The organism is Streptomyces sp. CNB091, from assembly GCF_000377965.1.
Window position 1 is genome coordinate 45,659 of the sequence record NZ_KB899001.1, and the last position, 12,864, is coordinate 58,522.

Here is a 12,864-nt window from a genome sequence, read left to right on the forward strand (position 1 = left end):
ACCCCACGGCGGAGCAGGGCGCACCCTCACGCACCAAACGTAAGGATTCCCCCCATGACGTCGCAGACGACGCTGGCGAAGCCGGGCCAGGAGCCCGGTGAGCCGGACCGGCCGGACTCGTCGGGCGGGCTTCAGGCAGGCCTGAAGAACCGCCACCTCTCGATGATCGCGATCGGCGGTGTGATCGGCGCCGGGCTCTTCGTGGGTTCCAGCGCGGGCATCGCGGCCGCGGGCCCGGCGATTCTGCTGTCGTACGCGATGGTCGGCCTGATGGTCGTCCTCGTGATGCGGATGCTCGGCGAGATGGCCGCCGCCCGGCCGAGCTCCGGCTCCTTCTCCGCCTATGCCGACCAGGCGCTCGGCCGTTGGGCCGGTTTCTCCATCGGCTGGCTCTACTGGTTCTTCTGGGTCGTGGTGCTCGCCGTCGAGGCCACGGCGGGCGCGAAGATCCTGGAGAGCTGGATCCCGGGGGTCCCCCAGTGGGCCTGGGCGCTGATCGTGATGGTCGTGCTGACCGCCACCAACCTGGTCTCGGTGGGCAGTTACGGCGAGTTCGAGTTCTGGTTCGCCGGGATCAAGGTCGTGGCGATCGGCGCGTTCGTGGTCATCGGCTTCCTCGCGGTCTTCGGCTTCCTGCCCGGGTCGGACCACGCGGGATCGGGTCTGGCGCATCTGACGGACAGCGGCGGGTTCTTCCCCGAGGGACCCGGCGCGATCCTGACCGGTGTGCTGATGGTCGTCTTCTCGTTCATGGGCAGTGAGATCGTGACGCTGGCCGCCGGGGAGTCGTCGGACCCGCAGCGGGCCGTCTCCAAGGCCACCAACAGCGTGATCTGGCGTATCGCCGTCTTCTACCTCGGCTCGATCTTCGTGGTGCTGACGCTGCTGCCGTGGAACGACCCGTCGATCGTCGAGAAGGGCAGCTACGTCGCCGCCCTCGACGTGATCGGGATCCCGCACGCCGGGCAGGTCATGGACTTCATCGTGCTGACGGCCGTGCTGTCCTGCCTCAACTCCGGCCTCTACACCGCCTCCCGGATGGCGTTCTCGCTCGGCGAGCGGGGCGACGCGCCGAAGGCCTTCGCCAAGGTCAACAAGCGCGGTGTGCCGCAGGCGGCGATCCTGTCCTCGGTCGTCTTCGGCTTCGTGGCGGTGTTCTTCAACTACCAGTGGCCCGACACGGTGTTCCAGTTCCTGCTGAACTCCTCCGGCGCGGTCGCGCTCTTCGTGTGGCTGGTCATCTGCTTCACCCAGCTGCGGATGCGCGGGATCATCCTGCGCGAGACCCCCGGCAAGCTGGTCGTACGGATGTGGCTCTTCCCGTACCTCACCTGGGCGACGATCGCGATGATCTCCTTCGTCCTGGTCTACATGCTGACCGACGACGCCGCCCGCGAGCAGGTCGTGCTGTCGTTGCTGGTCGCGGCCCTGGTGGTGGGCATCTCGCTGTTCCGGGAGATGCGCGGCCGCAAGGCCGTCGCCAAGTGATCCGCACGTGATCCGCACGTGATCCGCACGTGATCCGCAGGTGATCCGCAGGTGATCCGCACCCGTTCGACCGATACCTGACAGAGGTTGTCAGGTAACCCGGGGAGGCTCTTCCTCGCACCGCCGAAACGCGAGCGAAGGAGAGCCTCCCCCATGTCGTACCGGCCCAGTGGATCCGCACCCGCCACCTTCCAGACCGGCTTCCCGATCCGGCCCGACCGGCTGGTCGGGGCTGCCACGCCCGACGACGTACGGGAGGCCGTGGCGTACGCCGCCGCGCGCGGGCTTCCCGTCGCCGCGCACGCCACCGGCCACGGGCTGCCCGGGGCGGTCGAGGGCGGCGTCCTCGTCGTCACCCGCGCCCTGGACTCCGTCGCCGTCGACCCGGTCCGCCGCACCGCCAGGATCGGCGCGGGCGCGACCTGGGGCGCGGTGACCGCGGCGGCGACTCCGTACGGGCTGGCCCCGCTGAACGGCTCGTCGCCCTCGGTGGGCGCGGTCTCGTACACGCTGGGCGGCGGTCTTGGCATCCTGGCCCGGGAGTTCGGGTACGCCGCCGACCATGTGCGGGCGCTGGAGGTGGTGACCGCCGACGGGGTTCTGCGCCGGGTCACGCCGGAGCGCGAGCCGGAGCTGTTCTGGGGGCTGCGCGGCGGCGGGCACCGGCTGGGGGTGGTGACGGCCCTGGAGATCGGCCTGGTGGCGGTGGGGCGGCTGTACGGGGGCTCGATCGCGTTCGCCGGGGAGCGGGCGGCCGAGGTGGCGGACCGCTATCTGGAGTGGACCCGGACCGTGCCGGATTCCCTGACGTCGTCGCTGGCCGCGCTCGTCCACCCGGATCTGCCGCAGCTGCCCGAGGAGTCGCGCGGGCGGTACGTCGTCTCGGTGCGGGTCGCCTTCACGGGGGACGCGGCCGAGGGCGAGCGGCTGGTGGCCCCGCTGCGGGGCATCGGGCCGGTGCTCGCGGACTCGTTGCGGGAGATGCCGTACGCCGAGAGCCCCACCATCCACAGCGACCCGCCGTTCCCGCACGCGTACTACGGGGAGGGGCTGATGCTCCGGGAACTGGACTCGGGGCGGGCGGCGCGAGTGCTGGAGCTGACCGGGCCCAGGGCCCCGATGATGACGGTGGTGCAGCTCAACCATCTCGGCGGGGCATTGGCCGGGCGGCCGGAGGTGGCCGACGCGGTGCCCCACCGGGACGCGGGTTTCCTGCTGCGGCTGCTGTCGCCGCTGGGCGGGACGGACGTGGCGGCGGTGCGCTCGCTGTACGGGGAGGTGTCCGGGGTGCTGGGGCCGCTCGTTCGGGGGCGGTCGCTGAACTTCGCCTTCGGCGGCGGGGACCGTACCGCCGGTTTCCACGAGCCGGAAACGGCGAAGAGGCTCGCCGGCCTGGTCTCCCAGTTCGATCCGGCGGGCCTCTTCGGGGGGCCTTACGAGGGCTGAACAGAGGTCAGCCGCGGTGGCCGAGGAGCTTCCAGGTGGTCGGCAGGAGGCCCATGGCCAGCGCCGCCTTGAGGGCGTCGCCGATCAGGAAGGGGACCAGGCCGGCGGCGACGGCGGCGCTCAGCGACATCCCGGTGGACAGCGCGAGGTAGGGCACGCCGATGGCGTAGATGATCGCGGAGCCGAGGACCATCGTGCCCGCGGTGCGCAGCACGGAACGGTCGCCGCCGCGCCGGGCGAGGGCGCCGACGACGGTGGCGGCCAGGAGCATGCCGAAGACGTAGCCCAGGGACGGTATCGACCAGCCCGAGGAGGCCTCGGCGAACCACGGCATGCCGGCCATGCCGACGAGCGCGTACAGCGCGAGGGAGAGGAAGCCGCGGCGGGCGCCCAGCGCGGTGCCGATGAGGAGCGCGGCGAAGGTCTGGCCGGTGACCGGGACCGGGGAGCCGGGGACCGGGACGGCGATCTGGGCCGCGATGCCGGTCAGGGCGGCGCCGCCGAGGACGAGGGCCGCGTCCACGGCGTAGCGGTGCCGGGCTGCGGGCAGCAGGTCGGCGAGGACCGCTCCGGAGCGGACGGGGGCGGCAGCAGTGCTCATCGGGACTCCGCGGGTGAGGGCAGGTGGGCCGGGACGGGCCCCCGCCGGGCAGGGTGGGGTCGGGCTCCCGCCGACGTTAGCCCACGGGTTAACGCTCGATCACCATCAGCCGCCCACAAAGCGGCGGTTGATGCCTTGGTGGGATTCGCACAAAGACCGGGCCGTAATCACTCTGCCGCGTGACGCTCGTCACGGAGGTGAGGGGCGCGTGGGCGCATTTTGGCGGGGAGGGCGGAGATCGGCGAGACTGTAGCTTCCCCATAAACGATCAGCTCGCTCTGATCGGCCCCCGAACGACGTGCTACGGCCCGCCGCCATCCGGCACGACCCGCCGCGACCCGACCCGACCCGCCACGGCTCGCTGATCCGAGAGTGACCCCTCCCCCCATGCACGAGGCCCCTCCCCCCACCCCGGCTTCCACTCCCGCGTCCACCGCCGTTCCGGCCGAGCCGCTGTCGCACGGGCTCAAGCAGCGTCATCTGACGATGCTGGGGCTCGGCGGGGTGATCGGGGCGGGGCTGTTCGTGGGCTCCGGCGCGGGGATCGCGGTGGCGGGGCCCGCCATCGTCGTCTCGTATCTGATCGCGGGGGCGCTCGCGATGCTGGTGATGCGGATGCTGGGCGAGATGTCCGCCGCGATGCCCGCCTCCGGTTCGTTCTCCGTGCACGCCGAGCGGGCGCTCGGGCGGTGGGCCGGGTTCAGTGTCGGCTGGCTGTACTGGTTCCTGCTGGTGGTGGTCCTCGCCGTGGAGGCGACGGCGGCCGCGCAGATCGCCCATGGCTGGGTGCCGGGCGTCGAACCATGGGCGTGGGTGCTGCTGTTCATGGTGGTGTTCACCGCGGCGAACCTGACGGCGGTGAAGAACTTCGGCGAGTTCGAGTTCTGGTTCGCCTCCCTGAAGGTCGGCGCGATCGTGGTCTTCCTGGTGCTCGGGCTGCTGGCCGTCCTCGGGTGGCTCCCGGACACCGATCCGGTCGGGATGACCAACCTGACCGGCCAGGGCGGCTTCCTGCCCAACGGCTGGAGCGGGGTCGTCTCCGGCGTGCTGACCGTGGTCTTCGCCTTCGGCGGTCTTGAGGTCGTCACCATCGCCGCCGCCGAGACGGACGACCCGGCGCGCGCCGTGGGGCGTGCGGTGCGCAGTGCGGTGGTCCGCATCCTCTTCTTCTACGTCGGCTCGATGCTGGTGATCGTGACCGTGCTGCCGTGGACCGCGCAGCAGGCGGGGCTGAGCCCGTATGTGAAGGTGCTGGACGCGATCGGGGTGCCGTCGGCCGGGCAGATCATGAACATCGTGGTGTTCGTGGCGCTGCTCTCGGCGCTCAACGCCAATCTGTACGGCTCCTCCCGCATGATCTTCTCGCTGGCGGAGCGCGGGGAGGCCCCGCGCGGGCTGCTGAAGGTCTCGGGCGCCCCCGGGGCGGGCGGGGGCTCACGGGAGGCGGCGGGCGGGGGCTCTCGTAGAACGGCGGGCGGGGGCTCTCGTAAAACGGCGGGCGGTGTGCCGCGCCGGGCGGTGCTGGCCTCGGTCGCCTTCGGCTTCGTCTCCGTGCTGCTCAACCTGCTGTGGCCGGACACGGTGTTCCTCTACATGCTCAACTCGGTCGGCGCGGTGCTGCTGTTCGTGTGGGCGCTGATCGCCGCCTCCCAGCTGCGGCTGCGCGCCCGGCTGGAGCAGGAGGCCCCCGAGGCGCTCACGCTGCGGATGTGGTGCTTCCCGTATCTCACCTGGGTGACGCTGGCCGGGCTGTTCGGGGTGCTGGTGCTGATGGTGACCGACGCGGCGGCGCGCCCGCAGGTGCTGTGGTCGGCCGGGGCGACGGCGTTGGTGCTCCTGGTGGCGGTGGGACGGCAGCGGCGGGAGTAGCGGCAGCGGCGGGAGCAGCGCGGAAAGCCGACCATTACCGGCCGGTAGGCGGGTGTACACCTTGTGTGAGCCTGGTGACCGTATAGCGGACACCTGTTCCCTGTGAGCGGTGGGGATGCTCAGACTGTGGGTTCGCCCCCTGTCTCAGCTACCGAACAGAGCCCGTCCATGCCTCGGACCTCCGCGTCTCCCCCCACCGCTGACTCCGCGGCCCCCGCCGGCCCCTCGGCGGACTCCGCGCTCACTCACGGACTCAAACAGCGTCACCTCTCGATGATCGCCCTCGGCGGGGTGATCGGCGCCGGGCTGTTCGTCGGCTCGGGCGCCGGGATCGCCGCCGCGGGGCCCTCGATCATCGTCGCGTACGCCATCTCCGGGCTGCTCGTCATGATGGTGATGCGCATGCTCGGCGAGATGTCGGCCGCCAATCCGGCGTCCGGTTCGTTCTCCGTGCACGCCGAGCGGGCGATCGGCCCCTGGGCCGGGTTCACCGCGGGCTGGTCCTTCTGGTTCCTGCTCTGCGTCGCCGTGGGCCTGGAGGGCATCGGGGCCGCGCAGATCGTCAGCGGCTGGCTGCCGGGGACGCCGGAGTGGGCGTGGGTCGCCCTGTTCATGGTGATCTTCCTCGGGACGAACCTGGCCGCCGTGAAGAACTTCGGCGAGTTCGAGTTCTGGTTCGCCGCGCTCAAGGTCATCGCGATCACGCTGTTCCTGGTGCTCGGCCTGCTGGCGATCCTCGGCGTGCTGCCCGACACGGAGGCGCCCGGCCTGTCCAACCTCACGGGGGACGGCGGGTTCCTCCCCCAGGGCATGGACGGGTTCATCATCGGGCTCCTCGCCTCCGTCTTCGCGTACGGCGGTCTGGAGACGGTCACCATCGCGGCGGCCGAGTCGGAGAACCCGGTGCAGGGCGTCGCGAAGGCCGTCCGTACGGCGATGTGGCGCATCGCGGTGTTCTACATCGGGTCGATGGCGGTCATCGTCACGCTGGTCCCCTGGGACGACCCGAAGGTCGCCGAGGTCGGCCCGTTCTACGCGATGCTCGACCACCTGGGCATCGGGTCCGCCGCGCAGATCATGAACGTGGTCATCCTCGTCGCCCTGCTCTCCGCGATGAACGCCAACATCTACGGCGCGTCCCGCATGGCCCGGTCGCTGGTCGCCCGGGGCCAGGGTCCCACCGTCCTCGGGAAGATCTCCTCCGGGGTGCCGCGCAACGCCGTGCTGTTCTCCTCGGTCTTCGGCTTCGCGTGCGTGCTGCTCAGCTACTGGCGGCCGGACGACGTCTTCCCGTGGCTGCTGAACATGATCGGCGCGGTGATCCTGGTGGTGTGGATCTTCATCGCCGCCTCCCAGCTGATCCTGCGCGGCCGCACGGAGCGGGAGGCGCCCGAGAAGCTGGTCGTGCGGATGTGGTTCTTCCCCGTCGGCACGATCGTCGCCCTGGCGGCCATGGCGGGCATCTTCCTGCTGATGCTGCGCCAGCCGGACACCCGGGACCAGCTGCTGGCCACGGGAGCGCTGACCGTGGTGCTGATCGGCATCGGCCTCGTACGCCAGCGGCGACGGGGCGGCGACGGTGGGAGCAGCGCCGACGGCGGCGACGACACTGCCGCGGTCCCGGCGCAGCGGAAGTAGCCCCCGCTCCCGACCGCCTCGCGGTACCGGCCCCCGACCGCCTCGCGGCAGCGGGTTCCCGCCCGCCCTCTACGAACGCCGGGCTCCTCCTCGTACGATCGGGGCGGAGCCCGGCGTTTCGGCGTCCGGCGTTCCGGGGTGTGGTTCCGGCGCCGCGCGCACCCGTGGCCAACAGGACATCGCAGGGCCGGGTACCGTACGCCGGGCCGTCATCCGCCCTCGCTTCCGTGGTGGCTCCACCCACCCGAGGAGCCGTCATGTCCGTTGCCCCCAGGCGTCGTTCGATCCTCCTGGCCACCGCCGCCGTCACCGCCGCGGCCACTGCCCCGGCCATCGCCGCCCCCGCCCCCGCCCCCGCCGGCCGGGGCCCCCACCGCCCGTCGGGCCCCCTGGTCATCGGCCATCGCGGGGCGGCGGGCTGGCGGCCCGAGCACACCGCCGACGCGTACACCTATGCCGTACGGGCCGGGGCCGACTGGATCGAGCCGGACCTCGTGCCGACGAAGGACCACGTCCTGGTGGTGCGGCACGAGAACGAGATCGGCGGGACGACGGACGTCGCCGACCGCCCCGAGTTCGCGGACCGCCGCACCACGAAGACCGTCGACGGCAAGGCGGTGACCGGCTGGTTCACCGAGGACTTCACCCTGCGCGAGCTGCGGACGCTGCGCACGGTGGAACGGCTTCCGCTGGTCCGCGACCGCAACACGGTCTTCGACGGGCGGGGCTCGGTGCTGACCTTCCAGGAGGTGATCGACCTGGCCCGGCGGCTGTCCCGGGAGTCGGGCCGGCGGATCGCGGTGTTCCCGGAGACGAAGCACCCGGCGTACTTCCGCTCGATCGGGCTGCCGCTGGAGGAGGAGCTGATCCGGGTGATCCGCCGGAACCGGCTGACCGCCCGGGACTGCGTCGTCCAGTCCTTCGATCCCGCGAGCCTGCGCCGGGTGGCCGCGGCCCGCCTCCGACTCCCCCTGTGGCAGGCGCTGGGCACGAGCGGCGGCCCGTACGGCCACGGGACCTCCTACCGGGACATGATGACCCCGGCCGGGCTCCGCGAGATCGCCTCGTACGCGCAGTGGATCGGCCCGGACAAGTCCTCGCTCGTCCCCCCGAGCACCCTGCTGGCGGACGCCCACGCGGCGGGCCTGAAGGTCGGCGCGTACACCTTCCGGGCGGAGAACCAGTACCTCCCGGCCGCGTACCGCCGGGGCAGTGCGCCCACCGCCTTCGGTGACGCGTTCGCCGAGTACGCCTTCCACTACGGGCAGGGCGTGGACGCGGTGGTGACGGACTTCCCGGACCTCGCGGCGCAGGCCAGGGACGATCTTCGGGCGTAACCCCCGCCGGGCGGGGGGCGGATGTGGAAACGTTCCGGCGACAGCGCTTCCCGCTCCCCGGAAGGGACCTCGCCATGACCGCCCCGCCCGCCTTCCCCCTGGAGCCCACCCCGATCCAGGTGGCCGACCAGGTTCTCGACGACCTGCGCGCCCGTCTCGCACGGACCCGACCGCCACTGGACGAGGGGAACGAGGACGGGTCCTACGGCGTTCCGGACGCCTATCTGCGTGAGCTGGTCGCCCACTGGCGGGACGGCTACGACTGGCGCGCGGCCGAGGCCGCCATCAACGCCCACGAGCAGTACCGGGTGAGCGTCGACGGCGTCCCCGTGCACTTCATGCGTGAGCCCGGCCGCGGCCCCCGCCCGATCCCGCTGATCCTCACCCACGGCTGGCCGTGGACGTTCTGGCACTGGTCGAAGGTGATCGGCCCCCTCGCCGACCCGGTGGCGCACGGCGGTGACCCGGCCGACGCGTTCGACGTCATCGTGCCGTCCCTGCCGGGCTTCGGTTTCCCCGGCCCGCTCACCGGCTTCCCGGACGTCAACTTCTGGAAGGTGGCCGACCTCTGGCACACCCTGATGACCGAGACGCTGGGATACGAGAAGTACGCCGCCGGGGGCTGCGACATCGGCGGGATCGTCTCCAGCCAGCTCGGCCACAAGTACGCCGACGAGCTGTACGGCATCCACATCGGCTCGGGGCTGCCGCTCGACTTCTTCAACGGCCCCCGCGCCTGGGACTTCGCCCTGAACCGGCCCCTCACCGACGACCAGCCCGCCGACGTCCGCGCGCGCATCGTCGAACAGGACCGCCGCTTCGCGCCGCACCTGGCCGTGCACATGCTCGACGGCGCCACCCTGGCTCACGGCCTCAGCGACTCCCCCGCCGGGCTGCTCGCCTGGCTGCTGGAACGCTGGAACGCCTGGAGCGACAACGGCGGCGACCTCGCGTCCGTCTTCAGCAAGGACGACCTGCTCACCCACGCCACGATCTACTGGGTCAACAACTCCATCGCCACGTCGATGCGTTACTACGCCAACGCCAACCGCTATCCGTGGACCCCGGCCCACGACCGCACCCCGGTCGTGCAAGCCCCCGTCGGGCTCACCTTCGTCACCTACGAGAACCCGCCCGGGGTCCACACCGCCGACGAGCGCGTCCGGGCCTTCGAGAACGGCCCGCAGGCGGAGTGGTTCAACCACGTCAACGTCAACGCTCACGACCACGGCGGCCACTTCATCCCCTGGGAGAACCCCGACGCGTGGGTGAGCGACCTGCGCCGCACCTTCCGCGGCCGCAGGCCCTGAACGATCCCGTCCAGGGCCGCCGGGCCACCGGGCCTCCTCAGCGGGTGGTGCGCCTGCTCGCCGTGGTCTTCTTCACCGCCTTCTTGGCGGTCTTCTTCGCCGGGGCGGGCAGCGCCGTCTTCTTGGCAGGGGTGCGCTTGGCGGAGGCCCGCTTCGGCGACGCGGCCTCGGCCGCCTCCTCCTCGGTGTCGGCGTCGGCGTTCGACAGGGTGCCGGAGCCGGACTCCAGGTGGGCCCGGACGAACCACTGGAACTGCTCCAGGCCACGCAGGTGCTCGATGAGCAGATCCTCGGTGACGGGGTCGATCTCGCCGGCCTTCTCGACGGCCTCACGATGGCTCTCGATGACGCCCGTGTAGACGAGGTCCAGGGCGCCGAGGTGGGCGATGGCGTCGGCACGCCCGACGCTGTAGTCGTCCCACGTGCGTTCCCTGACCAGGGCGCCCGGGGTGCCGTTCGGCTCGCCGCCGAGGGCGGAGATGCGCTCGGCGGCGGCGTCGGCCATGTCGCGTACGGCGGCGGTCTGCGGGTCGAGCATCTCGTGGACGGCGATGAAGTGCGGGCCGACGACGTTCCAGTGGATGTGCTTGAGGGTGAGCGCGAGGTCGTTGAGCGCGTGCAGGCGCAGCGTCAGGAGGTCGATGACCTGTCGCCCTTCGTCGACGCCGAGGCCGGGAACGGTGTAGCGGGGGGTGCGTGCGGGGGACATGGGGCTCCTCTGCGGGGTGAAAAGGGTGATGGTGTGGGTGGTGATGGGTGGTGGTCGGTGGTGGTGGGGGGAGCGTGAGGTCGCTCAGCCGACGTCTCCGGTGCCGCCCTCGGTCGGGGCCGCGCCGGGGCGCTCCCCGCCGGGCCGGACGGGTCCAACCGCTGCCGCGCGGATGCTCTCCCGTGCGGCGTCGGCGACCGCGCGGGGCGTGATGCCGAACTCCTCGTACAGGCGCTCGTAGGCGGCGGACGCGCCGAAGTGCTCCAGGCTCACCATGCGGCCCGCGTCGCCCACCACGTCCCGCCAGCCCTGGGCGACGGCGGCCTCGACGCTGACCCGGGCCCGTACATCGGGCGGCAGGACCGCGTCCTGGTAGGGGTGGGGCTGCTCGGCGAACCACTCACGGCAGGGCATGGAGACCACGCGCGCGTCGTGTCCCTCGGCGGCCAGCAGATCGCGGGCCGCCAGGGCGACGTGCACCTCTGATCCGGTCGCGACGAGGATCACGTCCGGCGCCCCCTCACGGCAGTCGGCGAGTACGTACCCGCCCCGGGCGGCCCCGGAGGCGGCCGCGTAACCCCGGTCCCCCCGCTCCAGGACAGGCAGCGGCTGCCGGGTCAGGGCGAGACCGGCGGGCCGGTCGTGGTGCTCCAGGACGGTGCGCCAGCACACGGCCGTCTCGTTCGCGTCGGCGGGCCGTACGACGTCGAGGCCGGGGATCGAGCGGAGGGCGGCGAGCTGCTCGACGGGCTGGTGGGTGGGGCCGTCCTCGCCCAGGCCGATGGAGTCATGGGTCCAGACGTAGGTGACCGGGAGCTTCATCAGGGCGGCGAGCCGGACGGCCGGGCGCATGTAGTCGCTGAAGATCAGGAACGTACCGCCGTAGGGGCGGGTGAGGCTCTGGAGGGCGACGCCGTTGAGGATCGCGCCCATGGCGTGCTCGCGGATGCCGAAGTGGAGCGTGCGGCCGTAGGGGTTGCCGGGGAACTCGCCGGTCTGCTTGGACTCCGGCACGAAGGACGGCTCGCCCTCCATGGTGGTGTTGTTGCTCCCCGCGAGGTCGGCCGAGCCGCCCCACAGCTCGGGCAGCACGGGTGCCAGCGCGGTGAGCACATCACCGGACGCCTTGCGGGTGGCGATGCCCTTGGGGTCGGCGTCGAAGACGGGGAGACTGTCGGCCCAGCCCTCGGGGAGCTTCTGCTCCCGCAGCCGGTCGAGGAGTTCGGCGCGCTCGGGGTGGGCGGAGCGCCACACCTGATAGCCGGGCTCCCAGGCGCGGTGGGCGTCGGCCCCGCGCTCGACGACCGCGCGGGCGTGCTTCAGCACGTCGTCCTCGACGGCGAAGTCGGCGTCCGGGTCGAAGCCGAGCAGCTTCTTGGTGGCGGCGACCTCGTCGTCACCGAGCGCCGAGCCGTGGGCCTTGCCGGTGTTCTGCTTGGTGGGCGCGGGCCAGCCGATGATCGTGCGCAGCAGGATCAGGGAGGGCCGGCCGCGTTCGCTCTTCGCGGCTTCGACGGCGGCGAGCAGGGCGTCGACATCCTCGACGTAGTCGCCGGTCCGGGTGAAGTCGACCGTCTGGACCTGCCAGCCGTACGCGGCGTAGCGGGCGGTGACGTCCTCGCTGAAGGAGATGTCGGTGTCGTCCTCGATGGAGATGTGGTTGGAGTCGTAGAAGACGATCAGGTTTCCGAGCTCCTGGTGTCCCGCCAGTGAACTGGCCTCGGACGTCACGCCCTCCATCAGGTCGCCGTCGGAGGCGACGACGTACACGTGGTGGTCGAAGGGGCTCGTGCCGGCCGGCGCGTCGGGGTCGAGGAGGCCGCGCTCACGGCGGGCCGCCATGGCCATGCCGACGGCGGAGGCCAACCCCTGCCCCAGCGGCCCGGTGGTGATCTCGACGCCCCGGGTGTGCTGGTACTCCGGGTGACCGGGCGTGGCGGAACCCCAGGTGCGCAACGCCTCCAGGTCCGTCAGCTCCATGCCGTAGCCGCTCAGGTACAGCTGGATGTAGAGCGTGAGGCTGGAGTGGCCGCAGGACAGCACGAAGCGGTCCCGGCCGAGCCACTGGTCGTCGGCCGGGTCGTGCCGCATCACCTGCTGGAACAGCAGATACGCCAGCGGGGCCAGGCTCATCGCGGTGCCCGGGTGACCGTGGCCCGCCTTCTGCACCGCGTCGGCGGCCAGGATCCGCACGGTGTCGACGGCCCGGACGTCGAGCGGCCCCCAGCCCGCCGCGTCGGCGAGGGGCGGGGCAAGGCGCGGATCGCGACCGTCGTTCGGGCCGTTCGGCGTTTCGGCGGGTGCCATCAAGTCCTCCTGATCAGCGGGGCGGGCGGGCAGCGGACGACGCGACCGCGGTCCCGGCCCCGGGCCGCCCGGCTGTTGGGCCGGGTCCCCCGGAACGACGGGACCAAACGCGCGACGGTGGGCGCAGCACGGAATAAGGAGCAAATCACCTTTGACTGG

9 protein-coding genes are annotated in these 12,864 nt (G+C 72.0%); 6 read left to right on the forward strand and 3 right to left on the reverse strand.

Annotation, left to right across the window (positions count from 1 at the left end; translation table 11 throughout):
- Nucleotides 1-54: 54 nt before the first annotated feature.
- Together D581_RS0121175 and D581_RS0121180 are read left to right on the forward strand one after the other, a co-directional pair.
- Nucleotides 55-1,488, forward strand: a complete 1,434-nt coding sequence (locus tag D581_RS0121175) for an amino acid permease (RefSeq protein WP_018959202.1) — start codon at nt 55-57, stop codon at nt 1,486-1,488.
- 153 nt (nt 1,489-1,641) lie between these two features.
- Nucleotides 1,642-2,934, forward strand: coding sequence for an FAD-binding oxidoreductase (locus D581_RS0121180; protein ID WP_018959203.1), 1,293 nt, complete (start codon nt 1,642-1,644; stop codon nt 2,932-2,934).
- A 7-nt stretch (nt 2,935-2,941) separates the two neighbouring features.
- Here the strand turns inward: D581_RS0121180 and D581_RS0121185 are convergent, their stop codons facing one another.
- Nucleotides 2,942-3,535: a biotin transporter BioY gene (locus tag D581_RS0121185; protein ID WP_018959204.1), complete on the reverse strand. Its 594-nt coding sequence runs from the start codon at nt 3,533-3,535 to the stop codon at nt 2,942-2,944.
- A gap of 387 nt (nt 3,536-3,922) precedes the next feature.
- Here D581_RS0121185 and D581_RS0121190 point away from each other — a divergent pair, with 387 nt between their 5' ends.
- The 4 genes from D581_RS0121190 to D581_RS0121205 all read left to right on the forward strand — a co-directional run bounded on the left by D581_RS0121190 (nt 3,923) and on the right by D581_RS0121205 (nt 9,689).
- Entirely contained in the window at nt 3,923-5,404 is a 1,482-nt protein-coding gene (locus D581_RS0121190; RefSeq protein WP_018959205.1) for an amino acid permease, read from the forward strand.
- A gap of 168 nt (nt 5,405-5,572) precedes the next feature.
- Nucleotides 5,573-7,042: an amino acid permease gene (locus tag D581_RS0121195; RefSeq protein ID WP_026290752.1), complete on the forward strand. Its 1,470-nt coding sequence runs from the start codon at nt 5,573-5,575 to the stop codon at nt 7,040-7,042.
- A gap of 257 nt (nt 7,043-7,299) precedes the next feature.
- On the forward strand, nt 7,300-8,379 hold the full coding sequence (locus tag D581_RS0121200) for a glycerophosphodiester phosphodiesterase family protein (RefSeq protein WP_018959207.1): 1,080 nt from the start codon (nt 7,300-7,302) through the stop codon (nt 8,377-8,379).
- A gap of 74 nt (nt 8,380-8,453) precedes the next feature.
- A complete protein-coding gene (locus D581_RS0121205) occupies nt 8,454-9,689 on the forward strand; it encodes an epoxide hydrolase (RefSeq protein ID WP_018959208.1) in 1,236 nt (411 codons plus the stop codon).
- Between the two features lie 37 nt (nt 9,690-9,726).
- Here the strand turns inward: D581_RS0121205 and D581_RS0121210 are convergent, their stop codons facing one another.
- Nucleotides 9,727-10,398 carry a Dps family protein gene (locus D581_RS0121210; protein WP_018959209.1) on the reverse strand — a complete coding sequence of 224 codons (672 nt, stop codon included), beginning with the start codon at nt 10,396-10,398 and terminating at the stop codon, nt 9,727-9,729.
- A gap of 84 nt (nt 10,399-10,482) precedes the next feature.
- A complete protein-coding gene (gene tkt / locus D581_RS0121215) occupies nt 10,483-12,705 on the reverse strand; it encodes a transketolase (protein WP_018959210.1) in 2,223 nt (740 codons plus the stop codon).
- Between the last annotated feature and the right edge of the window lie 159 nt (nt 12,706-12,864).